The sequence below is a fragment of the Nocardioides alpinus genome, assembly GCF_900112035.1.
Lineage (GTDB): Bacteria > Actinomycetota > Actinomycetes > Propionibacteriales > Nocardioidaceae > Nocardioides > Nocardioides alpinus.
The window spans coordinates 47,083-69,653 of record NZ_FOKC01000010.1 but is presented as its reverse complement, the minus strand read 5'-3'; the positions used below and the strand labels follow the sequence as shown (position 1 = coordinate 69,653).

Sequence of the window (22,571 nt, the reverse complement as noted above, 5' to 3'; positions counted from 1 at the left end):
CCCCGCCACCAGCCCCGCAACCAGGAGGAACCTCGATGATCACCGTTGATGCGGTCACCAAGACCTACGGCGGCTTCACCGCCGTGGACGACGTCAGCTTCACCGCCTCGCCCGGACGAGTCACCGGGTTCCTCGGTCCCAACGGCGCCGGGAAGTCGACGACGCTGCGCATCGTCACGGGACTCACGCCACCCAGCCGCGGCGACGCGCTCGTGGTCGGTCGCCGGTTCGCCGACCTGCCCAACCCCGGACGGGAGGTGGGCGTGCTCCTCGACGCCTCGGCCCAGCACGCGGGACGCACCGGTCGGGAGATCCTCCGCCTGAGCCAGCAGATGATGGGGCTCCCGCGCAGCCGTGTCGAGGACATGCTGGAGCTCGTCAGCCTGACCCCGGCGGAGGCCGGACGGAGGGTCCGCGACTACTCCCTCGGGATGCGGCAGCGGCTCGGCATCGCGCACGCCCTGCTGGGAGACCCGGAGGTCCTCATCCTCGACGAGCCGGCCAACGGCCTCGACCCGGCAGGCATCAGGTGGATGCGGGACCTGCTCCGCGGGTACGCCGATCGCGGCGCGACGGTCCTGCTCTCCTCCCACCTCCTGCACGAGATCGAGGTGGTGGCCGACGACATCGTCGTCATCGGCAACGGACGCATCGTGGCGCGCGGCACCAAGGCCGAGCTCCTCGCCAGCGCCGGCACCCACCTGCAGACCCGCCGTCCTGCCGACCTCCGGGTCGTCCTGGAGGCAGCCGGCCTCACCGCGAGGGTGACCTCGCCGGGTGTGGTGCGCGTGGACGCCGATCCCGAGCTCGTGGGGCAACTGGCGTCGCACGCCAGCATCCCGCTCATCGAGCTGCGACCCGCCGAGACCGCTGGTCTCGAGGAGATGTTCCTCGAGCTCACCGCAGACACCCAACGAGAAGGAGCAGCAGCATGACCACCCAGACCATGGAGGGCACGTCGTTCGTGGCCGACCCGGACCCGCCCTCCCGGGCACGCGGCCACGCACGCATCCCGCTGCGGCGCATCGCCGTCGTCGAGCTGAGGAAGTCCTTCGACACCCGCGCCGGACGGTGGTTGCTGGCGAGCGTCGGGATCCTGTCGTTCCTCACGACCGCTGCCGTCATCGCCTTCTCGCCCGACGACGACTTCACCTTCAGCACCTTCACCACGACCATCGCCTTCCCGATGTCGGTGGTCCTGCCGATCATCGCGGCCCTCGCGGTCACCGCCGAGTGGACCCAGCGCAGCGGACTGACGACCTTCACGATCGTGCCGCACCGCGGTCGCATCATGCAGGGCAAGGCCGTCGCCCTCGTGGCGGTTTCGGTGCCGGCGACAGCTCTCGCCTTCGCCGTCGGCGCCTGCGGCAACGTGGTGGCGTCGTGGATCTCGGGCCAGGACGCGGTGTGGGACCAGTCCGTGTCCGCGGTTCCCTACCTGCTGCTGTCCCTGGCGCTCTCCCTGGCCGTGGGTCTCGCGTGCGGCACGCTGATCCGCAGCTCGGCCGGCGCGGTCGTCGGGTTCTTCGTCTTCTCGTTCGTCTTCCCACCCCTGCTCGGCCTGCTGGCCGTGACTCAGGGCTGGTTCCGCGACGTCCAGCCCTGGGTCGACCTGGACTTCCAGCTCGCTGCCCTGCTGCAGGGGTCGTTCGGGTCCGAGCAGTGGTCACAGCTCGCCACGTCGACCGGGCTCTGGCTGGTCCTCCCGCTCACCGTCGGGCTGGTGACGCTCCTGCGGTCGGAGGTGAAGTGACGACGTCGGCGACGACGGTCGGCTCGTCGACGAAGTCGTCGGCTCGTCGCACGAGCACGCCGGCGACGAGCAGCAGCCACAGGCACCACAGCACGTAGCCCCCGAAGTTCGTGAGGGAAGCCGGCTCGACGAACGGGATCACGACCCCGGTGGCGATGAGTGCGCCAGCGACGTAGCCCAGCCGGGTCAACCACGGGCGGAGCACCGTGCGGTGCAGCGCAAGCGCCACGAGCACGGTGAAGGTGGCGGTGAGGGCATAACCCACTGTCTCGCCGATGACCTTGCCGAGGACGGTGTGCAGCAGCTCGAACCGCTCTTCGGCGGCCACTCGTCGCGACGGATCGAGCGCGTCGCGGGCGACGCCGGGGATCAGCGTCACCCACCGTTGGAGGCCGATGACCTGGACGACGGCAGCTCCGATGCCGGTCACTGCGATGGCCCTGCCCAGGGTTCCCCCGACCACTCGGCCCAGCCAGAAGGCAGCGGGGGCCATCAGTGCTGCACCCACCACGAGCACCCCGAACCACACGCGTACGGCGCTCTGGTGCTCGCGGAAGAGGGCGAGGACGTCGGCGGTGGGCTCTTCCAGTATCTGCGGGTACTCGAAGACCGCGCCGAGGACGGTGAACCCGGCGATGGCAAGGCCGGAGGCGACGGCCAGCGCGACGGCGGCCCGGCGGGCGTCGCGGGGACGGTCGGTCGCGGACCCTTCGACGTAGGCGTGTTCGGTGACGGTGGCGGTGGTGGTGGCAGGTGTCATGGGGTGCTCCTCGTCGTGGGTCATGTCCCCGAGGGTCGCCGCCGGCGCTGACGATCCGCTGACGCACCGATCTGCTCAGGCACATCCGTCCCATCTGTCCTTGACCCGTGGGGCGGGACGCCGCAACCCTGAACGCAGGGGGGTCGCGGACTCACTTCGCGGCTCGCTCGGGCCCCGGCGGCCCACGGGTTCCCCCACCTCGGCCGTCGGGGATCCCCAGATCAGGCCGAGGGACCAGGCAACAAGAGGTGGCTCGCCGCCGTCGTTGCGGCCTGGCGTGCCGCGAGCGCCACACCGGCGGCCCTCGCCCTGGTGTCGGCCGCCGCCCGCAGCGCGGTGATCGCGCTCAGGTCCCGCAACGCGTGGGCGGCAGCAGCGACTTCGCTCTCGAACTCGATGTCCGCCGCCGACACCGTCCTCGCCACGTGGGAGGCAGCCGCGCCGGTCGCACCTGCGGCGGCCTCGGCCGCCTCGGTGGTGCGGACGGCCATCGCCCGTGCCGCTGCGGACACGGTGGCCGCGATGCGCTCGGCGGCAGCAGGTGCATCGGGGGCGTCGTCATGCCTCGAGGCGACGAGGACGGCTGCCTGCGCTGCGGCTTCGGCGACGTCGACGGCCGCAACCTCGGCGCGCGCCCGCAGGGCTGCAGCGTTCCGCAGCGCGTCCGCTCTGACCACGCGAACCGCCTCGGCTGCTGCGAAGCGCCGGGCTTCGCGCGCCCGTGCCGCCGCGTTGTCCACGCGTTCTGCGGCGGCGGACACCGCAGCCGCGATCACCAGCACGGACTCCGCCGCGGCCTCCTCCTCGGCCTCGAGCGCGATCCCGACCGCTGCGGCGACGACCGCGGCAGCGTCGGCGTCTCGTGCCTGCTGGACCGTCGAGGGGGACGGCGCCGCCGCATCACCGCCGTGGTGGTGCCGCACGCCCGACATCAGTGCCAGGACGTCCGACCTGAGGAACCGCCGTTGCCCCCCGGGCGTGGTGATCGAGGCGATCTTGCCTGCCTTGGCCCATCGGGTGACGGTCTTGGGATCGACGTACAGGATCGCCGCGACAGCGGCCGGCGTCAGGAACTCATCGTCCACGCCGGATCGCATTCTCATCGCACTCCTCCAGGAGTGACGGCCGAGCCGCCGGATCGTCGCGAGGCGACGACGGTCCCGGTGAGGAAGGTGCCGCCACCACGATCGTACGCCGCGCCGCTGCGCTTGGGCAGCCTGCCGACATCACGAGCGCCACGGTGTCACCGCGGCGGGTCGTGCGGCGCCGCGACCGTCGGGAACGTCCGGTCTGTCCGTCTCTTCGTCCCCTTTGGGCGTTCCGTCTCGCGCGTCGTGGCGCTAGCGTCGACGGTGTCGTGAGGGCGGGGTTCGGGGGGCGGTGTCGCCTCAACGATGTCGGTGTTCGAACGCGAGCCGGGGGCTTGTTGGTTCGTCGGGGTCACCAGACTCGCGAGCCGAGGGTGACGAGTGCAGGGGTCATGAGTGGTCCCTGCCCTCGCCCGCGTCCATGCCGCTGACCGTCTCGGTCGACCGGTGTCGGGACGGCGATGTCCTGGTCGGACACCGGTGGTCCAGACCCGGGTTGACCACCGTGCACAGCGGTGGCAGCGTCACAGGTGCGAAAAGTCGGGGGACCGATCGCACCTGGTCCCGCCGGCCTCCAGAGGCCGACGGGACCTTCGCGGTCGGCGCTGCGGGACGCCTGCCCTCAGCGGATCGGCTGGGGTGACTCGAGGTCGTGGAGCGTCTCCGCGATGAGGTCGTTCAACCGCTGCAGCCGCAGGGGCTTCTCGATCACGGTCGTGACGCCGAGATCGGCGAGGTGTGCCACGTGTTGCTGCGTCCACGCAGTGACGACGACGACCCGCATGCCCGGCGCCACGTCAGGGTGCGCGCGGAGCCACTGCAGCACCTCGACGCCGCCCATGCGTGGCATGTTGAGGTCGAGCAGCATGACGTCGAAGGACTCCTGCTGCAGCGTCTCGACGGCGTCGAGCCCGTCAACGGCCGGGCGGGTGAGGTGCCCAGCGCGCTCGACGAAGCAGCAGAACATGTCGCGAATGTCCTCGCAGTCGTCGACGACGAGGAATCGGAGCTGACGAGCGCCTGCAGGGTGGGGCGGAGGCATTGCTACTCAGATCCGTTGACGGTTTCGGGAAGTACGGACAGTAGAACACCGACGCGGGGTCCTTGTGTCGGGTTCGGGCTCGCGCACACCCCTGAGGGGGCTCCACGGTGACCGGTGATGCCGCGACCGGGCCTTGACGACGCCCCCCAACGAGCGAACCCAAGCAGATGAGAAACGCCGCCGAACGACCTTGAGGCCGTTCGGCGGCGTTTCTTCAGCTCAGAGCAGGTTGTCTTCGGTCATCAACTGACTTCCGGCACCGCTCATACGGGCGCACGATCAGATGTCGTAGTAGAGCTCGAACTCGTGCGGGTGCGGGCGGAGCTGGACGGGCGCGATCTCCTGCGTCCGCTTGAAGTGGATCCACGTCTCGATCAGGTCGTCGGTGAAGACACCGCCGGCCGTCAGGTAGTCGTGGTCCTCCTCGAGGGCATCGAGGACGGCACCGAGCGAGGTCGGCACCTGGGCGATCTCGGCCATCTCGTCCGGCGGCAGCTCGTAGATGTCCTTGTCGATCGGCGCGGCCGGCTCGATCTTGTTCTGGACACCGTCGAGGCCGGCGAGCATCAGCGCCGCGAAGGCGAGGTACGGGTTCGCCGACGGGTCGGGGAAGCGGGTCTCGACGCGCTTGGCCTTGGGGTTGGCGCCCGTGATCGGGATCCGGACGGAGGCCGAGCGGTTGCGCGAGGAGTAGACCAGCGAGATCGGCGCCTCGTAGCCCGGCACCAGGCGGTGGTAGGAGTTCACCGTCGGGTTGGTGAAGGCCAACAGCGACGGTGCGTGCTGCAGGATGCCGCCGATGTACCAGCGGGCCATGTCGGACAGGCCGGCGTAGCCGGTCTCGTCGAAGAACAGCGGCTCGCCGCCCTTCCACAGCGACTGGTGCACGTGCATGCCCGAGCCGTTGTCACCGAAGATGGGCTTCGGCATGAAGGTGACCGACTTGCCCTGCTCCCAGGCGGTGTTCTTGATGAGGTACTTGAACTTCATCACGTCGTCGGCGGCCTTGAGCAGGGTGTCGAAGCGGTAGTTGATCTCCGCCTGACCGGCCGTGCCGACCTCGTGGTGGGCGCGCTCGACGAGCAGGCCGCTGGCCTCGAGGTTCTTGACCATGTCGGCGCGCAGGTCGCTGTAGTGGTCGTAGGGCTCGACGGGGAAGTAGCCGCCCTTGAGGCGGGTCTTGTAGCCCAGGTTGTCGTCGCCGTCCTTGCCGGAGTTCCACCAGCCCTCGACGGAGTCGATGTGGTAATAGCCCTCGTTGACGCCGGTGCTATAGCGGACGCTGTCGAAGATGTAGAACTCGGCCTCGGGCGCGAAGTAGGCGGTGTCCGCGATGCCGGTCGAGTCGAGGTAGGCCAGCGCCTTGCGGGCGACGTTGCGCGGGTCGCGGCTGTAGGCCTCACCCGTGATCGGGTCGTGGATGAAGAAGTTGACGTTGAGTGTCTTCGACTTGCGGAACGGGTCGAGGTAGGCCGTGGTCGGGTCCGGGAAGAGCGACATGTCCGACTCGTTGATGGCCTGGAAGCCACGGATCGAGGAGCCGTCGAAGCCGAGTCCGTCGTCGAAGACGCTCTGGTCGAACGAGGACACCGGCACCGTGAAGTGCTGCATGATGCCCGGCAGGTCGCAGAAGCGGACGTCGACCATCTCGACGCCCTCGTCCTTGATGAACTTCAGCAGCTCATCGGAATTGTTGAACATTCGGTCCTCCTTGACGGCGAAAAGCGCGCGTCGAAGTTGCAGCGTCACGGACGGAGCGTCGTTGCACCGTGCCGTCAAACTAGGCGGGAGCAGTTTCTTGACCGTATCCCGTTTGTTTCGGGGGTGTTACAAGTCGTCCACCCGTCGGCGGTCGAAATCCACCCCTGAGGTAGTCGTGCGAAACGTGCGAACCCGCCTACGGTCAGGCATGACTCGGGCTCAGGCACTCAGGCAATGGGGTATCGGCATCTCGGCGGCGGCGCTCCTGGCCGCCTGCGGGGGCGGTGGCGACGACGGGGACGGCGGGGGAGACGACACGCCCGCCAGCGCGTCGTACGACGGCGAGACGCTGGTGCCCGCGGTCGTCGAGGCCGTGGGCGCCGAGGAGTACGTCCACCTCGGCCTCGGCAACCACCGCGGTCGCGCGGAGGTGCAGGTCGACCTGTCGTACGCCGCCGACCAGCCCGAGTTCCGGGCGATCACCGGCGACGAAGCCGGGGAGTTCCTCGAGTTCCGTCGCGTCAACGACCGCATCTACGTCGGCGGCGAGGTCACCGACGACGAGTGGACCTACATGGCCGACGACGACCCCCGCGCGCTGGGCGACGAGAAGGAGTTCGACGCCGGCGCGACGGCCGTGCTCCTGGCCCTCGACGTCCCCGGCGACTACGAGGCGCTCGAGGGCGCCGTGGACGAGGTCGACAACCAGGGTGAGGAGGAGATGTCCGGCGTCACCACCACCCACTACGTCCTCACCGTCGACTCCCAGGCGTGGCGAGAGGCGCTGCCCGAGCACTCGGTGCACCGGCAGGTCGAGGTCGATGACGAGCTCGTGGTCGACCTCTGGATCGACGAGGCCTCACTGCCCGTACGGCTGGAGTACGCCGGCACCGGCGCGAGCGACCAGGTGCGGGTCGAGTACACCAGCTGGGGCCGACCCATCGCCGTCATCGAGCCCGAGGGCGCCGAGCCTCGGGGCAGCGAGCCTTCGTAGGCCCCCTACGCTGGACGCGTGCCTCAGACCGAGCCGTCGTACGTCACCTCAGAGCCCGTCCCCGCGACCTGGGGCCGTCGGATCCTGGCGCTCTTCGTCGACTGGGTGGCGTGCCTGGCCGTCGTCGAGGGACTGGTCGCTGCCGGTGTGCTTGCCGGCAACCCCAACGGCCTCGGCACATTGGGCCTCTTCGTCCTCGAGTCGGCGCTGTTCACCGCGGTCGCGGGCGGCTCGTTCGGCAAGCTCGCGACGAAGGTGCGGGTCGTACGCAACGACGGGTCGGGCCAGCCTCCGTCGCTGCTGCGGGCGCTGGTGCGGTCGGTGATGGTCGGCCTGCTCGTGCCGCCGCTGCTGACCTTTGACGGTCGTGGGCTCCACGACGTGGCCGCGGGGACGCGGACGGTCGCGGTCTAGCTCAGCGGCCGCGCTGCTGCGAGCGCATGCCCTTCATCGACGTCGGGATCGGGCCCTTGGGCAGCGGGAGCTTGCCGCGCTGCGCGTCGAGCGCCTTGAGCCGCTGGAGGATGTCGGTCATCTCGGCCGGCTTGACCGAGCGGCCGAGCTTCTGGACGTGGCGCACCAGCTTGGGCAGCGGGACCTCGCCCTCGCCACGGCCGGAGATGATCTCGTGGATCGGCACTCCGTAGGCGACGCGCTCGTGCTTCTTGCGCTCGTTGAGCATCAGCTGCTTGACGCGGGCCTGGCTCGAGCCCTCGCCCACGAGGACGATGCCGGGCGGGCCGACCACGCGGTGCACGACGTCCTGCTGCTTGGTGAAGCCGACCACCGGGTCGACCTTCCAGCCGCGCTTGAGCATCTGGAGCGCTCCGGCCGCTGCGGCCGGCTGCCCCTCCATCTGGGTGTACGCCGCCTTCTGGGCGCGGCGGCCGAAGACCAGCAGCGCGCACAGGATGCCGACCATGAACGCGGCGACGATGGAGATCACCAGCGACAGGACACCGTCGCCCGGGATCAGCGACATCAGGCCGAAGCCGACGGCCGCACCCACCACGAACGTACCGAGGATGATCCAGCCCAGGCGCGGGTCGCTGCGCTTGGCCATCTGGTAGGTCTGCGTGATCTGACCTCGGCGCGAGGTGGGCGTGGAAGCGGGCGTCGACATGTGGCCTTGTCCAGTCAGGAGTGCGGTGTGGAGGGGGGAGCAGGTGCGGGGGGTGTGCTCAGACGGCCGCGGCGGCGCGGGCGTCCATGGCCTGACCGTACAGCCGACCGGCCCGGTAGGACGAGCGCACCAGCGGTCCGGAGAGGGCTCCGGCGAAGCCGATCTCGTCGGCCTCGGCCTTGAGCTCGACGAACTCCTCGGGCTTGACCCACCGCTCGACGGGGTGGTGGCGCGGGGAGGGGCGGAGGTACTGCGTGATGGTGATCAGCTCGCAGCCGGCGTCGTGGAGGTCGCGGAGCGCCTGGCTGACCTCCTCGCGGGTCTCGCCCATGCCGAGGATCAGGTTGGACTTGGTCACCAGGCCGAAGTCGCGCGCCTGGGTGATGACGTCGAGCGAGCGGTCGTAGCGGAAGGCGGGCCGGATCCGCTTGAAGATCCGCGGCACGGTCTCGACGTTGTGCGCGAGCACCTCGGGACGCGACTCGAAGACCTCGGTGAGCAGGTCGGGCTTGCCGTTGAAGTCGGGGATCAGGTTCTCGACGCCGGTGCCGGGGTTCATCTCGTGGATGACGCGGACGGTCTCGGCGTAGAGCCAGGCGCCGCCGTCGGGAAGGTCGTCGCGGGCGACGCCGGTGATGGTGGCGTACTTGAGCTGCATCTTCTGGACGGACTCGGCGACCCGGCGCGGCTCGTCGCGGTCGAGGGGCTGCGGCTTGCCGGTGTCGATCTGGCAGAAGTCGCAGCGGCGGGTGCACTGGTCGCCACCGATGAGGAAGGTGGCTTCTTTGTCCTCCCAGCACTCGAAGATGTTGGGGCAGCCGGCCGACTGGCACACCGTGTGGAGGCCCTCGGACTTCACGAGGTTCTGCAGCGCGGTGTACTCGGGGCCCATCTTGGCCTTGGTCTTGATCCACTCCGGCTTGCGTTCGATCGGGGTCTCCGCGTTGCGGATCTCCAGTCGGAGAAGCTTGCGTCCTTCGGGGGTGGGAGCGGCAGTCACACGCGCCACTCTACGCCGGGCACGAGGGCGACCCAATTCGCCCTCCGCGCCCGTCGAGGACCCTCAGAGCAGCAGGTCAGGGGTGATCGGCAGGCGCCGGATGCGGCGGCCGGTGGCGTGGAAGACGGCATTGCCGATCGCAGCCGCGACCCCGCACAGGCCGACTTCGCCGACCCCCTTGACCCCGACCGTGTTGAGCCGGTCCGGGCCGCCGACGAACTCGACCTCGAGGTCCGGGACGTCGGCGTTGACCGCGACCAGGTAGTCGGCGAGGTGGGCATTGGTGACGCGGCCGGTCTGCGGTCCGGCGTGCAGGTCGGTGACGGTGTGCTCGAGCAGCGCGTGGCCGATGCCGCCGACCGTGCCGCCCACCACCTGGCTGCGGGCGGTGCGCTCGTTGAGCACCTGCCCGCAGTCGATCACCGAGACCAGGCGCTCGACGCGGACGAGTCCCAGGTCGGCGTCGACGCGCACCTTGGCGAACTTGGCGCCGAAGGCACCCGACGGGGACATGCCCAGCTCGGCCGGGTCGGGCGGCGTGGCGGTGGCCTCGGCGCGCACCTCGTCGCGGTCGCCGACCGCGCGCGCCAGGACGTCACGGCCGGGGGCGCCGTCCAGGCCGAGGTCACCGAGGACACCGGAGACGGCGAGTGCAGTGGCGTTGGAGATGGCCATCGCGAGACCGGACCCGCCGGCCGGGGGAGAGGCGGGCAGCGAGCTGTCGCCGAGGACGACCTCGACCTCGGACAGGTCCAGGCCGAGCCGCTCGGCGGCCACCTGGGTGACGATCGTGTAGGTGCCGGTCCCGATGTCCATCGCCGCGCAGTGGACCGCTGCGCTGCCGTCACGGCGTACGACGACCCGCACCGTGCACGGCTGCTGGAAGTAGAAGAACGAGACGGCCGCCATGCCGTAGCCGATCAGCTGGTCGCCCTCGCGCATCGAGCGCGGAGCGGGGTCGCGGTCGTCCCAGCCGATCAGCTCCGCGCCGCGGCGCAGGCACTGGTCGAGCGCCTTGCTCGACCACGGGAGGTCGTCCTGGTCGGGATTCGTGACGGCCTCGTTGCGCATGCGCAGCTCGACGGGGTCGATGCCGAGCTCCACGGCCAGCTCGTCGAGCGCGGTCTCCAGCGCGAAGTTGCCCTGCGCCTCACCGGGCGCCCGCATCGAACCGGGCGGAGAGATGTGGAGGCGCACCTGGTCGACGTCGGCGCGCAGGTGCTCCACGGCGTACCCCTGGCGGGTGCCGGAGACGATGTTCTCCGGGTTGTCGTCGTCGGTCGCCACCGGGATGGTCGCGGTGTGCTCGACCGCGGTCAGCGTGCCGTCGCGCCTGGCGCCGAGGCGTACGTGCTGGACGGTCTCGGGACGGTGGCCGACCCCGGTGAACATCTGCGGACGGCTCAGCACGACGCGCACCGGCTGCCCGACCACGCGGGCCGCCATCGCCGCGGCGTGGATGTAGGGCCAGGGGCGCAGGCCGGAGCCGAAGCCGCCGCCGAGGTAGGGGCACTCCACCCGCACGTCCTCGCGGGGGATGCCCCACGCCTCGGCGAGGCAGTCGGCGGTGTTGAACGGCCACTGGGTGGTCGCCCACATGTGCAGCGCGTCGCCGTCCCACTCCGCACACGCGGAGAAGAGCCCGAGAGGGTTGTTGGTGTTGTCGCCGGTCACGTAGTCGGCCTCGATGACCACGTCGGCAGCGGCGACGCCGCGCTCGAGGTCGCCGCGCACACTGTCGGCGCCCGCCGGGTCGTCGGTCTCCCGCAAGGCCCGCGGGTCGTTGAGGTCGACGACCGGCTCCGCCACGTCGTACGACACCCGCAGCAGCGACGCGGCGTGCACCGCCTCCTCCCGGGTCTGGGCGACGACCATCGCGACGTAGTCGCCGTGGAAGCGCACGGTGGCGTCCTGGAAGGGAGGCATCGGCGCACGCTCGTCGGCCGATGCCTCGTCGGGGCGTACGACGCGGGGCGCGTCGTGGTGCGAGAGGACGGCGACGACCCCGGGCGCGGCGAGCGCGTCGCTGGCGTCGACGAGCGAGATCTCGCCGGAGGCGATCGTGGCGCCGACCAGCACGCCGACCAGGGCGTCGCGGGGGGCGAGGTCGTCGGCGTAGGGCACGGCCCCGGTGACCTTGAGGGGGCCGTCGACGCGGGTGACACCCGCACCGATGACGGGCGCTGCGGTCGTGGGCGCCTGGGTCGTGGCGGTCATGCGGTCACCTCCGTGACGTCGCGGAGCTGGCGCACCAGGGTGCGTCGCGCGAGCTCGGGCTTGAAGGCGGTGCCGGGCACCGTGAACGCGTCGGCGAGCTCGGCGGCCGCCGCCTCCTCGAACAGGGCGAGCGACGCCCGCTGGCCTCGCAGCACCTCCTCGGCGCGGGTGGCGCGCCACGGGACGGACCCGACACCGCCGAGGCCGATGGCGACGTGGGCGAGCACGCCGTCCTCCACGCGGGCGACGACGGCGGCCGAGGTGAGCGCGAACTCGTAGGACGCGCGGTCGCGCACCTTGAGGTAGCCCGAGCGGGCGTCCGGCAGCGGGATCTCGAGGTGGGTGATCAGCTCGCCGGCGACCAGCGTGTTGTCGCGCGCGGGGTCCTCGTCGGCGCGCACGTGGAGCTGCGTGACGGAGATCGTGCGGCCGCCGTGGGGCCCGTGGGTGCGGACACGTGCGTCGAGGGCGACGAGGGCGACCGCGAGGTCCGACGCGTGCACGGCGATGCAGCCGGCGTCGACACCCAGCACGGCGTGGGTGCGAGCCGTGCCCTCGACGGCGGCACACCCGCTGCCGGGCACGCGCTTGTTGCACTGGGTGACCGTGGGATCGCGGAAGTAGCGGCACCGCGTGCGTTGGAGGACGTTGCCCCCCACCGTCGCCATGGTGCGCAGCTGGGGCGAGGCAGCCAGCAGGAGCGAGTCGCGCAGCACGTCGAGGTCCACGACCGACGGGTGGCGGGCGAGGTCGGCCATCGTGACGGCGGCGCCCACGACCAGCAGGTCGTCGCTGACCTCGATGTCCGCGAGCGGCAGGCGGCTGATGTCCACGAGCGTGCCCGGGGACCAGACCCCGTCGCGCATGAGGTCGTACTGCGTGGTGCCGCCGGCGACGTAGGCCACGTCGTCCGGCGTCTGGACGGCGCGGGCGACGGCGTCGTTGTGGACGAGCGAGCCGGCCGACGCGACGTCGTCGGCGAGGACGTAGGTGAAGTCGCGCACGTCAGGCCTCCCGGGCGGTGCGAGCGGACAGGACCGCATCGACGATGCGGGGATAGGCGCCGCAGCGGCACAGGTTGCCGCTCATCAGCTCGCGCACGTCGTCGGCCGTCGACCAGCCCTCCTCGTCCAGGAGTGCCGCGGCCGACATCACCTGACCGGCGGTGCACGCACCGCACTGGAAGGCGTCGCAGTCGAGGAAGGCCTGCTGGACGGGGTGCAGGTCGTCCGGGGTGCCGATGCCCTCGATCGTGGTGACCTCGCGGCCGTCGGCCTGCACGGCCATGGTGAGGCAGGACAGCCGTCGCTGCCCGTCGAGGTGGACGGTGCAGGCGCCGCAGGCGCCCTGGTCGCAGCCCTTCTGGGTGCCTGTGAGCGCCAGGTCCTCGCGCAGCAGGTCGAGCAACGACCGGCGTGTGTCCACCTCCACGGAGTGCTGCTCGCCGTTCACGGTCACGTCCACCGAAAGCCGACTCATGGCTCAAGCCAAGCAGGGGCGGCGCATCCGGGCACCACCCCTCTGCATGGGGTGGTCCTCAGCGACCGGGTCGCACCAGCTCGATCCGCGGACCGCGGCCGGGCTCGGGGCGAGGATCGTAGTCGGGGGTGGCGACGTAGGGCTGCCACGCGAGGTACGCCGACAGGTGCTCGCGCACGCTGGGCAGCACGTCGGCGACGGGGACGTCGCGACCCAGCTCCTCGGTCAGCGAGGTGACGCCCGCGTCGGCGATGCCGCAGGGCACGAACCGGTCGTACCACCCGAGGTCGACGTCGCAGTTGAGGGCGAAGCCGTGCATCGTGACGCCGCGGCTGACCCGGATGCCGATCGCGCCGATCTTGCGCTCGGGACCGCGCTGGTCCGCGCGCAGCCAGACGCCGCTGCGGCCCGGGACGCGGGCGGTCGTCACTCCGAAGTCGGCGCAGACCGCGATCAGCGCCTCCTCGACCCGGCGTACGTAGTCGACGACCTTGACGTGGTCGGGCAGCGTGACGATCGGGTAGCCGACGAGCTGGCCGGGCCCGTGGAAGGTGATCTTGCCACCGCGGTCGACGTCGATGACGTCCGCGCCGCCCGGGTCGAGCGGACGCTCGTGGGGATCGGTGCGCTTGCCGGCGGTGAAGACGGGCGGGTGCTCGAGCAGCAGGACGGTGTCGGGCCGGGTGCCTGCCACGACGGCCTCGTGCACCCGGCGCTGGACGTCCCAGGCAGCGAGGTAGTCGACGGCGTCGTCGCCCAGACCGGCGACCTCGTAGTCCAGCTCCAGCGGCATGGGGCGAGCCTACGCCCAGCCCGCCCGCCGTCTGCCTGTGGATGAGCCCGGACGCGAAGGGGCGAAATCGGCGAGGGTGACGGGGTGGACCCACGTCGCCTGCTTCCCGCTCTCACCGCGCTGGCGTGCGCGTGCCTCGTGGCGACGCTGGTCGTCGTGGTGGTCCGGCCCGGGGACGATCGGGCCCGGGAGGGTCCTGAGGTCACTGCGGCGGCGTCGGTCGCTACCGGTCCGGCGCGGCTGCTCGCGCAGTGGGACGAGCGCCGCGCGGCCGCATGGGCGTCGGGGGACGTCGCAGCGCTGGAGGACCTGTACGTCGCCGGTTCGCGCACCGGTGCCGCCGACGTCGACCTGCTGCGCCACTACCTCCGCCGCGGGCTGACGGTGGAGGGGCTCGCGACGCAGGTGCTGGCGCTGGCCGTCGTCGAAAGCGCCCCCGACCGGCTGGTGCTGGTCGTCACCGACCGGGTGGTCGGCGGACGGGCCGTGGGCGGCGCGGCGCCGGTGGCGCTGCCGGCGGACCGGGCATCGACCAGGCGGATCGTGCTGGTGCGGCCGGGGGAGTCGTGGCTGGTGGCCGAGGCCCGCGATCAGGCGAGCGCGGCGGCCAGCACCTCGCGTACGTCCTCGTCCTCGAAGTCGTAGCCCGCCCGCTCCAGCGCAGCGGGACGCGCGTTGATCGACCCCAGCAGCTCGGGGGCGAGATCACCTGCGGCCGGCTTGAGGAGGGCGGACGGCACGGCGAGGAACGCCTTGCGGTGCAGCGCCGACGCAAGGGCCTGGGTGAACTCTGCGTTGGTCGGGGCCGTCGGGCAGCACAGGTTGAAGGCGCCTGACACGTCGCGCGACTCGACGAGGTAGCTGACCGCGCCGACCCAGTCGCGCAGCGAGATCATCGGCATGTACTGCTCGCCCGAGCCGAGACGGGCGCCGCCGCCCATCTGGAAGAGCAGCCGCAGCTGCTTGAGGGGCGGGGAGGACTTGTCCATCACGGGTGCGGTGCGGAGCACGCAGACCCGGGCGCCGGCCGCGACGGCCTCGTCGGCGGCGCTCTCCCACGCCCGGGCGACGCGGGTCAGGAAGGCGTCGCCGGTCGTCTGGGTGTCCTCGGTGACCGGGGCGCCGTCGTGGTCGCCGTACCAGCTGATGCCGTTGCCGGCGATGAACGCCGGTGGCCGTTCGGCAGCGGCGATGGTGCGCGCCAGGAGGCGGGTGGTCGAGACCCGGCTGTCCATCACCTCCTGCGTCCACTTCTTCGAGTGCGGGTTGCCGGCGATGCTGGCTCCGGCGAGGTTGACCACGGCGTCGGCACGGGAGACGAGCTCGGCGTCGAGCTCACCGGTCCGCGGGTCCCACCGGGACTCGTGCGCGGAAGCGGTCTCGCGGCGTACGAGGGCGGTGACCTCGTGGCCGTGCACCCGCAGGTGGGTGGACAGGTGGGTGCCGAGGAAACCCGAGGCTCCGGCAATGACGACACGCATGCCCCTACCCAACCACCGGCCCCCAAGCGGTCCGCCCGCACCGGGCGCCGCTCAGCCGGCGAGGTGGGCCCAGCGCGCCGACAGCTCGTGCCACGGGCCTTCGTCGACCACGCGTCCGGAGTCGAGCACCACGACGCGGTCGGCCTTGGCGAGGGCCGCGGACTTGCTCGTCGACCCGATCACGGCCGCTCCGCGTGCCCGCAGCGCCTGCCACAGCTCGATCTCGGTGGACGCGTCGAGCGCCGAGGACACGTCGTCGGCGAGCAGCAGGTCGGCGTCGCTGGCCAGCGCACGCGCCAGCGCGAGCCGCTGGACCTGCCCTCCGGAGAGGCGTACGCCGCGGTGGCCGACGAGCGCGTCCGGCCCGCCGGCCTCGGACACGTCGCGCCCCATCCGGGCCGACTCGAGCGCGGGCATGACCGACCGGTGCGCGTGGCCGAGCGCGACGTTGTCGGTGAAGCTGCCGGAGAGGACGCGCGGCACCTGCGCGACGTGCGCGACCCGGGCCGGACGGAGCGTGGTCTGCGGGTCGACGACGACCTCGTCGTTCCAGAGGATGTCGCCGGTGCTGCTGACCAGTCCGGACAGCGCCCCGAGCAGGCTGGACTTGCCCGAGCCCACCTGGCCCAGCAGGAGGACCAGCTCACCGGCGCTCACCTCGAGGTCGACGCCCTGGACCCCGAGCGTGCCGTCGTCGTGCACGGCGGAGAGGTCGCGCAGCGTCAGCCTGCGGAGGGGGTCGCGCTCGGGGGTGGCCGGGTCCGGGCCCGTGCCGTGGACCAGGTCGACGCCCGGCGGGAGGTCCATCAGGTCGCCGCCGCCGGCGAGTCGACTGGTGGCATTCATCCAGGCGCGGGTGCCGGGAGCCTCGGTGACGACGGAGCCGGCGACCCGGCCGAACCAGTCGAAGCCGCTGACCGCGTTGGCCACGAGCAGCGCCGTCGCGAGGCCCCACTGGCCGGTGAGCAGGCCGCCCCAGGCGGCGACCACACCGAGCTGCACCATGACGACCGGTACGCCGTCGAGCAGGGCCTGCACCCGGTGCTCGCGGACCGCGGCGTCGACCCGTCCGCCGTCGACCTCCCGCAGGTGCTGGTGGACCTGCGGGGTCGCCGCGGCGAGCTTGACCGTGCGGACGGACTCGAGCGCCGACACGAGCGACTGACCGAAGCGGGCGCGTGCAGTGGACGCGGCGGCGGCCGAGCGACCGGCGACGCGGCGCCCGAGGGTCGAGGCCAGGGCGGAGACCACCATGACGGTGAGCAGGACGGCGCCCGCGACCCAGGTCTGCGCGATGAGGGCGGTCATCGCCGCGACCACGAGCCCGTTGACGAAGTCGACCCAGCGGTCGGTGTAGCGCGCGAGACGGTCGGCGTCCATGGTGCGGGCGACGACCTCGCCCGGCGGCGTGCGGACGAGGCGACGCTGGGAGGTCTGGCCGTGGAGGACGGACGCCCGGACGCGCAGCCGGACCTCGACCCACCAGTGCGGGTAGGTGCGGAAGGCCTGGGAGAGCAGGAACGGGGCAACCACCAGCGACACGACCAGCGCGACGACCAGCAGACCGGGTCGCTCACCCTGCTGGAGGTCGGTGATGATGTGGCCCCAGATCCAGCCGGTGATCGCGCCGAACGCTCCGGTGAGGGAGGCGAGGAGGAACAGCAACGCACCCAGCAGTCCCCACTGGGGCTGGATGCTCACCGCGTGGAGGACCTGACGGGTCAGGCTCGGCGTGGGCGCGAGATCCGGCGGTGCCGGGGGAGTCGTGCTGCGGCGCACGGACCCGATCGCCGAGTCGTCGTGGTGGTGCTCCTCCACGACGGCCTCGTGCGCGGCCGCCTCGAGGAGCCGCCGGAACGGGCCGTCCTCGGCGGCGACCCGGTGGCGCGGACCCTGCTGGACGACACGGCCGGACTCGAGCACCGCCACCTGCTCGGCCCGCTCGGTCGTCGACAGCCGGTGGGCGACGAGGATGCCGGTGCGTCCGGAGATGAGGCGGTCTGCGGCTCGTACGACGCGGGCCTCCGTGACTGGGTCCATCCGGGCGGTGGCCTCGTCGAGGACGACGACACTGACGTCGCGGACCAGCAGTCGCGCGAACGCGACGAGCTGCTCCTCGCCGGCGGAGAGGCTGGTGCCGCCCGGGCCGAGGACGGTGTCGAGGCCCTCGGGCAGGGCAGCGACCCAGTCGGTGAGGCCCAGCTCGGCGACGGCCGCCTCGACGCGCGAGCGGGGCACGTCGTCGAACAGGGTGATGTTGTCGGCGAGGCTGCCGGCGAGGACCTCGGTGCGCTGGGTGACGACACCCACGGCCGACCGCAGCTGCTGGAGGTCGAGGTCGAGGACGTCGACGCCCCCGAGAAAGACGGTGCCGGGCGGCGGCTCGACCGCGCGCGAGAGCAGCGACGCCAGCGTCGACTTGCCCGAACCGGTGCGGCCGACCAGCGCGCAGGTGTGCCCGGCGGTGAGCAGCAGGTCGACGTCGCGGAGGGCGAAGTTGCCCGTGCCGTAGGTGAAATCGAGGTGGCGGAACTCCACGTCGAGGGGGCCCTCGGGGACGGGTCTACCACCCGTCGGCTCGGCGGGAGAGGCGAGCATCGAGCGCAGTCGCAGGACCGCGCCGAAGCCCTCCTGGAGGTCCGGCAGGTGTCGTGCCAGCTGGTCGACCCCGCCGACGAACATGGTCGTGACGAGGAAGAGCGTGACCAGCCGGGCCGTCGACAGGTCACCGCCGAGCACGAGCGCGACGCCGGCCACGCCGACCGCCGCCAGTGCGCCGTGGAGCAGCCCGCCGCTGCGGCGGGTGATCCGCACCTCGACCGCGAGCACGGCGTCGAGGGTGCGGTGGACGATCGCGGCGAGCTGGGCGTTGCGGCGCAGGACGTGGGCCTGGCCCAACGACGTACGGAGGTCGTCGCGGGCCGCGACCCCCTCCTCGGTCGAGGCGGCGTGGTCGGTCCAGGCGGCCTCCTCGATCACCTTGGTCTGCGCGACCTGCGGCAGGAGCCGGCGGACGACGAGGTAGGCGGCGACCGCGGTGATCGGGAAGAGGAAGGTCGCGGGCCACCACGTGAAGCTGGCGACCACCCACAGGGGGCCCGAGGCGAGGAAGGTGCGCGCGGCCTGCCACACGCCCCACCGCATCAGCTGCCCGACCTCCCAGGTGTCGTCGTCGATGCGGTCGAGGACCTCGCCGACGGCCTGCTCGGACAGCTCCGAGAGCGGCTGGGCCATCGCGGCGTCGAGGAGGTCGGAGCGCAGCTGGCCCTCGGCGCGGTCGCAGATCGTGGCCCAGATGGTCTTGGCGATCGTGTCGATGATCGCGCCGCCGACCACGCACAGCCCGAGCAGCAGGAGGAGGGTCTCGGTCGGACCGTCGGCGAGCTTGCCGGCGACCAGCGAGCCGACCGAGGCGGCGATCGCGCCGACCAGGGACATCGAGAAGCAGAGGTAGGTCAGCGGGCGGCGTACGCGCTGCCAGTCGACCGGCATGCGGTGCGCAGGAAGGACCGGCGAGGTCGTCGTCGGGTCGGCTGCGCGGGAGGCGTCGGTGATCGTCACGGTGTCTTCAGGCTAGGTGGTGGGTCGGACAGTCGCCTCTGGTTTTCGCGGGCGGGGCAGGACGCGCGGACGCCCCGCCCGCACACGGCGGACGGGGCGTCGTACGAGCGGGTCAGGTCTCGAGACAGCCGGTGCGCAGCATTCGCAGGCGCACGCTGCACGGGCCCCTCAACCTCTTCGCCCGACGCCGACCGTCGCTTCGCTCCGGTCGGCTGGGCTCAGACCTCGAACTGGCCGGACTCGAGGCGCTTCTTGACGTCCTGGAGGAACCGGCCGGCGTCGGCGCCATCGACGAGGCGGTGGTCGTAGGTCAGCGACAGGTAGACCATGTGGCGCACCGCGATGGTCTCGCCGAGGTTGGCGTCGTCGATCACGACCGGACGCTTCACCACGGCACCGGGGCCGAGGATCGCGACCTGCGGCTTGTTGATGATCGGGGTGTCGAAGAGCGCCCCGAAGCTGCCGAGGTTGGTGATCGTGAACGTGCCGCCGGACAGCTCGTCCGGGGTGATCTTGTTGGTGCGGGTGCGCTCGGCGACGTCGGCGATCTTCTTCGCGATGCCGGCGATCGAGAGGTCACCGGCGTCCTTGACGACCGGCGTCAGCAGGCCCTTCTCGGTGTCCACGGCGAACGCGATGTTCTCGCGGTCGTAGTAGGTCACCTCACCCTTCTCGGCGTCGATCGCGGCGTTGAGCTTGGGGTGCACCTTGAGCGCGTCGATCGCGGCCTTCGCGAAGAACGGCAGGTAGGTCAGCTTCACGCCCTCGCGGGCCAGGAAGTCGGCCTTCGACGCCTCGCGCAGCCGGGCGATCGAGGTCACGTCGACCTCCATCACCTGCGTCAGCTGGGCTGCCTCGGTGAGCGACTCGACCATGCGCTTGGCGATGACCTTGCGCAGGCGCGAGAGCGGCTCGGTGGTGCCCCGCAGCGGCGACGGGGTGCCCGACGCGGCAGCCGGAGCGGCGGCAGCCGGAGCGGCAGCGGCGGGTGCAGCAGCGGCCGGAGCCGGGGCCGGAGCAGCGGCTTCCTTGGCGGCGGCAGCGGCGTCCAGGACGTCCTGCTTGCGGATGCGACCACCCACACCGGTGCCCTGCACCTTCGAGAGGTCGACGCCCTGCTGGTCGGCCATCTTGCGCACCAGTGGGGTGACGTACGCCGTCTGGTCGCGGCCGCCCTCGCTCGAGCTGGCGGCCGGAGCCGGCTCGGTGGCCTGGGTGGCCTGGGTGGCCTGGGTGGCCGGCTCGGGCGCGGGCTCGGGCTTCGTCTCCTCCTCGGCGGGAGCGTCCTGCTTCTCGGACTCGGGGGTCTCGTCGCCGGCGGGGAGCTCGCCGGTCTCCTCGACGATCTCCTCCTCCTGCTCGGCCTTCTTCTCGGCCTCCGCGTCGTCCTTCGGCTGGGCCTCGGGAGCCTTCTCGGCGGGAGCGGCGTCGCCGGACCCGATGATCGCGAGCTCGGCGCCGACCTCGACGGTCTCGTCCTCCTCCGCCTTGATCTCGAGCAGCGTGCCCGCGACGGGCGAGGGGATCTCGGTGTCGACCTTGTCGGTGGAGACCTCGAGGAGCGGCTCGTCGACGGCGACCTCGTCGCCGACCTTCTTGAGCCAGCGGGTGACGGTGCCCTCGGTGACGGACTCGCCGAGCGCGGGCAGCGTGACGGCCGTGCCGGACCCGCCGGACGATCCACCGGAGGCCTTCTCGGCGGCGGGCTCCTCCTGCGCGGGAGCCTCTTCCTTCTCGGACTCGGGGGTCTCGTCGCCCGCGGGGAGCTCGCCGGTCTCCTCGGCGACCTGCTCCTCCTGCTCGGCCTTCTTCTCCGACTCCTCCTCGTCCTTCGGCTGGGCCTCGGGCTCGGCGGTCTCGGTGGCGTCACCGGACGACTCGCCCTCCTCGCCGATCACGCCCAGGACCGCGCCGACCTCGACGGTGTCGTCCTCGTTGGCCTTGATCTCGAGCAGCGTGCCCGCGACGGGGGAGGGGATCTCGGTGTCGACCTTGTCGGTGGAGACCTCCAGCAGCGGCTCGTCGACGGCAACCGTGTCACCGACCTGCTTGAGCCAGCGGGTGACGGTGCCCTCGGTGACGGACTCGCCGAGGGCGGGGAGGGTGACTTCGGAGGCCATGGGTGTCCTTCGCTCGCGTGTGGTTGTGGGAACTGCGTGTGCTGGTCAGGAGTGTGCGTGCAGCGGCTTGCCGGCGAGGGCCAGGTGCGCCTCGCCGAGCGCTTCGTTCTGCGTGGGGTGCGCGTGGACGAGGGGGGCCACGTCTTCCGCGTGCGCCTCCCAGTTGTAGATCAGCTGGGCCTCGCCGATGAGCTCGCCGACCCGGTCTCCCACCATGTGGACGCCGAGGACGGGACCGTCGACGAGACCGACGAGCTTGACGAAGCCCTGGGTCTGGAGGATCTGGCTCTTGCCGTTGCCGCCGAGGTCGTAGGTCACAGTGGTGACCGCGTCGCCGTGGCGCTCGCGGGCGGTGGCCTCGTCGAGGCCGACCGAGGCGACCTCGGGGTGGGAGTACGTCACCCGCGGGATGCCGGTCTCGTCGATCGGGCGGGGGTCGAGGCCGGCGATCTCCTCGGCCACGAAGATGCCCTGCTGGAAGCCGCGGTGCGCCAGCTGGAGGCCGGGCACGATGTCGCCGACGGCGTACACGCCCTCGACGTTGGTGCGGCAGCGCTCGTCGGCGAGCACGAAGCCGCGCTCCATCGCGATGCCCTGCTCGGCATAGCCGAGTCCGTCGGTGGACGGACCGCGGCCGACCGCGACCAGGAGCACCTCGGCCTCGATCACGTCGCCGCCCTCGACGGTGACGGCGACGCCGGTGTCGGTGGTCTTGACGCTCTGGAACGGGGTGCCGGTGAGGAAGGTGATCTTGCGCTTGCGGAAGGCGCGCTCGAGCGCCTTGGAGCAGGCCTCGTCCTCCGCGGCGACGAGCCGTGGGAGGGCCTCGATGATGGTGACGTCGGCGCCGAAGGACTTCCAGACGCTGGCGAACTCGCAGCCGATGACGCCGCCGCCGAGCACGATCGCCGAGGCCGGCACGTGGTCGAGGCGCAGCGCGTGCTCGGAGGTGATGACCCGCGTGCCGTCGACGTCGAGGCCGGGGAGCGTACGGCTGTAGGAGCCGGAGGCGAGCACGACGGCCTTGCCGGTGTGCTCGGTGCCGTCGACGGTCACGGTGCGGGGCGCGGTCAGCGTGCCGGTGCCCTCGATGACGGTGATCCCGCGCGACTTGATGAGTCCGGTGAGGCCCTTGAAGAGTCGGTCGACGACCTTGTCCTTGTAGGCGTTGACGCCGGGCATGTCGATGCCGTCGAGGGTGGCGGTGACGCCGAACTGGCTGGCCTCACGGGCCGAGTCGGCGACCTCTGCGGCGTGGAGGAGGGCCTTGGTCGGGATGCAGCCGACGTGGAGGCAGGTGCCCCCGAGGTTGCCCTTCTCGACCAGCCCGACCTTCAGGCCCAGCTGGGCCGCTCGCAGGGCGCAGGCATAGCCACCCGAACCAGCCCCGAGGACGAGGACGTCGAACTCACCGTCCGCCACTGATTTCCCTCCACACGATCGACTCGCCCGCGTCGTG

Annotated in this window: 19 protein-coding genes; 5 read left to right on the top strand and 14 right to left on the bottom strand. The window is 71.7% G+C overall.

Features of this window, described 5'->3' with window-relative positions; translation table 11 throughout:
• Window positions 1–35: 35 nt before the first annotated feature.
• Both BM127_RS17435 and BM127_RS17430 read left to right on the top strand, forming a co-directional pair.
• Window positions 36–935, top strand: coding sequence for an ABC transporter ATP-binding protein (locus BM127_RS17435; protein WP_091200616.1), 900 nt, complete (start codon window positions 36–38; stop codon window positions 933–935).
• Window positions 932–1,753 carry an ABC transporter permease gene (locus BM127_RS17430; protein WP_198554406.1) on the top strand — a complete coding sequence of 274 codons (822 nt, stop codon included), beginning with the start codon at window positions 932–934 and terminating at the stop codon, window positions 1,751–1,753. Before BM127_RS17435 ends, BM127_RS17430 begins: the two co-directional genes overlap by 4 nt.
• On the opposite strand, the gene BM127_RS17425 is transcribed toward BM127_RS17430, so the two are convergent.
• The 4 genes from BM127_RS17425 to glnA all read right to left on the bottom strand — a co-directional run bounded on the left by BM127_RS17425 (window position 1,710) and on the right by glnA (window position 6,344).
• Window positions 1,710–2,537: a DUF4386 family protein gene (locus BM127_RS17425; protein WP_091200614.1), complete on the bottom strand. Its 828-nt coding sequence runs from the start codon at window positions 2,535–2,537 to the stop codon at window positions 1,710–1,712. The two genes, BM127_RS17430 and BM127_RS17425, sit on opposite strands and share 44 nt — an antisense overlap.
• A gap of 197 nt (window positions 2,538–2,734) precedes the next feature.
• Window positions 2,735–3,598, bottom strand: a complete 864-nt coding sequence (locus tag BM127_RS23075; RefSeq protein ID WP_269800903.1) for a helix-turn-helix domain-containing protein — start codon at window positions 3,596–3,598, stop codon at window positions 2,735–2,737.
• 625 nt (window positions 3,599–4,223) lie between these two features.
• The gene (locus BM127_RS17415; RefSeq protein ID WP_091200613.1) at window positions 4,224–4,643 is read right to left on the bottom strand and encodes a response regulator; all 420 of its coding nucleotides are present in this window, start codon (window positions 4,641–4,643) and stop codon (window positions 4,224–4,226) included.
• Window positions 4,644–4,922: 279 nt separating this feature from the next.
• Entirely contained in the window at window positions 4,923–6,344 is a 1,422-nt protein-coding gene (glnA, locus tag BM127_RS17410; protein WP_091200611.1) for a type I glutamate--ammonia ligase, read from the bottom strand.
• Between the two features lie 208 nt (window positions 6,345–6,552).
• On the opposite strand from glnA, the gene BM127_RS17405 reads away from it, so the two are divergent.
• Together BM127_RS17405 and BM127_RS17400 are read left to right on the top strand one after the other, a co-directional pair.
• Window positions 6,553–7,338 (top strand): hypothetical protein, encoded by a 786-nt coding sequence (locus tag BM127_RS17405; protein WP_091200609.1) that lies wholly within the window; start codon window positions 6,553–6,555, stop codon window positions 7,336–7,338.
• An 18-nt stretch (window positions 7,339–7,356) separates the two neighbouring features.
• Entirely contained in the window at window positions 7,357–7,752 is a 396-nt protein-coding gene (locus BM127_RS17400; RefSeq protein WP_091200607.1) for an RDD family protein, read from the top strand.
• 1 nt (window position 7,753) lies between these two features.
• Here the strand turns inward: BM127_RS17400 and BM127_RS17395 are convergent, their stop codons facing one another.
• The 6 genes from BM127_RS17395 to lipB all read right to left on the bottom strand — a co-directional run bounded on the left by BM127_RS17395 (window position 7,754) and on the right by lipB (window position 13,950).
• Complete coding sequence (locus BM127_RS17395; protein ID WP_091200605.1) at window positions 7,754–8,461, bottom strand: DUF4191 domain-containing protein; 708 nt, start codon at window positions 8,459–8,461, stop codon at window positions 7,754–7,756.
• A 58-nt stretch (window positions 8,462–8,519) separates the two neighbouring features.
• Window positions 8,520–9,461, bottom strand: a complete 942-nt coding sequence (lipA, locus tag BM127_RS17390) for a lipoyl synthase (protein WP_091200603.1) — start codon at window positions 9,459–9,461, stop codon at window positions 8,520–8,522.
• Between the two features lie 63 nt (window positions 9,462–9,524).
• Window positions 9,525–11,678, bottom strand: a complete 2,154-nt coding sequence (locus tag BM127_RS17385; RefSeq protein ID WP_091200601.1) for a xanthine dehydrogenase family protein molybdopterin-binding subunit — start codon at window positions 11,676–11,678, stop codon at window positions 9,525–9,527.
• Window positions 11,675–12,682, bottom strand: a complete 1,008-nt coding sequence (locus tag BM127_RS17380) for an FAD binding domain-containing protein (RefSeq protein ID WP_217642334.1) — start codon at window positions 12,680–12,682, stop codon at window positions 11,675–11,677. The genes BM127_RS17385 and BM127_RS17380 overlap by 4 nt, the downstream gene beginning before the upstream one ends.
• 1 nt (window position 12,683) lies before the next feature.
• Window positions 12,684–13,157: a (2Fe-2S)-binding protein gene (locus BM127_RS17375; protein WP_091200596.1), complete on the bottom strand. Its 474-nt coding sequence runs from the start codon at window positions 13,155–13,157 to the stop codon at window positions 12,684–12,686.
• Window positions 13,158–13,215: 58 nt separating this feature from the next.
• Window positions 13,216–13,950 carry a lipoyl(octanoyl) transferase LipB gene (gene lipB, locus BM127_RS17370; RefSeq protein ID WP_091200595.1) on the bottom strand — a complete coding sequence of 245 codons (735 nt, stop codon included), beginning with the start codon at window positions 13,948–13,950 and terminating at the stop codon, window positions 13,216–13,218.
• A gap of 84 nt (window positions 13,951–14,034) precedes the next feature.
• Between lipB and BM127_RS17365 the strand changes: the two genes are divergently transcribed.
• Complete coding sequence (locus BM127_RS17365; protein ID WP_091200593.1) at window positions 14,035–14,595, top strand: hypothetical protein; 561 nt, start codon at window positions 14,035–14,037, stop codon at window positions 14,593–14,595.
• Here the strand turns inward: BM127_RS17365 and BM127_RS17360 are convergent.
• From BM127_RS17360 to lpdA, 4 genes are all read right to left on the bottom strand, one after another.
• Window positions 14,541–15,431, bottom strand: coding sequence for a TIGR01777 family oxidoreductase (locus BM127_RS17360; RefSeq protein WP_091200591.1), 891 nt, complete (start codon window positions 15,429–15,431; stop codon window positions 14,541–14,543). The two genes, BM127_RS17365 and BM127_RS17360, sit on opposite strands and share 55 nt — an antisense overlap.
• 51 nt (window positions 15,432–15,482) lie before the next feature.
• A complete protein-coding gene (locus BM127_RS17355; RefSeq protein WP_231263247.1) occupies window positions 15,483–18,992 on the bottom strand; it encodes an ATP-binding cassette domain-containing protein in 3,510 nt (1,169 codons plus the stop codon).
• A 218-nt stretch (window positions 18,993–19,210) separates the two neighbouring features.
• The gene (sucB, locus tag BM127_RS17350) at window positions 19,211–21,112 is read right to left on the bottom strand and encodes a 2-oxoglutarate dehydrogenase, E2 component, dihydrolipoamide succinyltransferase (protein WP_091200589.1); all 1,902 of its coding nucleotides are present in this window, start codon (window positions 21,110–21,112) and stop codon (window positions 19,211–19,213) included.
• Between the two features lie 45 nt (window positions 21,113–21,157).
• Window positions 21,158–22,534, bottom strand: coding sequence for a dihydrolipoyl dehydrogenase (gene lpdA / locus BM127_RS17345; RefSeq protein ID WP_231263248.1), 1,377 nt, complete (start codon window positions 22,532–22,534; stop codon window positions 21,158–21,160).
• Window positions 22,535–22,571 lie beyond the last annotated feature (37 nt).

Bases quoted from the DNA above. Each gene is read 5' to 3' on its own strand.
- BM127_RS17385 (WP_091200601.1), bottom strand. From the start codon at position 11,678: ATGACCGCCACGACCCAGGCGCCCACGACCGCAGCGCCCGTCATCGGT.
- sucB (WP_091200589.1), bottom strand. From the start codon at position 21,112: ATGGCCTCCGAAGTCACCCTCCCCGCCCTCGGCGAGTCCGTCACCGAG.
- lipB (WP_091200595.1), bottom strand. From the start codon at position 13,950: ATGCCGCTGGAGCTGGACTACGAGGTCGCCGGTCTGGGCGACGACGCC.
- BM127_RS17395 (WP_091200605.1), bottom strand. From the start codon at position 8,461: ATGTCGACGCCCGCTTCCACGCCCACCTCGCGCCGAGGTCAGATCACG.
- BM127_RS17375 (WP_091200596.1), bottom strand. From the start codon at position 13,157: ATGAGTCGGCTTTCGGTGGACGTGACCGTGAACGGCGAGCAGCACTCC.
- glnA (WP_091200611.1), bottom strand. From the start codon at position 6,344: ATGTTCAACAATTCCGATGAGCTGCTGAAGTTCATCAAGGACGAGGGC.
- BM127_RS17415 (WP_091200613.1), bottom strand. From the start codon at position 4,643: ATGCCTCCGCCCCACCCTGCAGGCGCTCGTCAGCTCCGATTCCTCGTC.
- BM127_RS17405 (WP_091200609.1), top strand. From the start codon at position 6,553: ATGACTCGGGCTCAGGCACTCAGGCAATGGGGTATCGGCATCTCGGCG.
- BM127_RS17435 (WP_091200616.1), top strand. From the start codon at position 36: ATGATCACCGTTGATGCGGTCACCAAGACCTACGGCGGCTTCACCGCC.
- BM127_RS17360 (WP_091200591.1), bottom strand. From the start codon at position 15,431: ATGCGTGTCGTCATTGCCGGAGCCTCGGGTTTCCTCGGCACCCACCTG.
- BM127_RS17425 (WP_091200614.1), bottom strand. From the start codon at position 2,537: ATGACCCACGACGAGGAGCACCCCATGACACCTGCCACCACCACCGCC.
- BM127_RS17430 (WP_198554406.1), top strand. From the start codon at position 932: ATGACCACCCAGACCATGGAGGGCACGTCGTTCGTGGCCGACCCGGAC.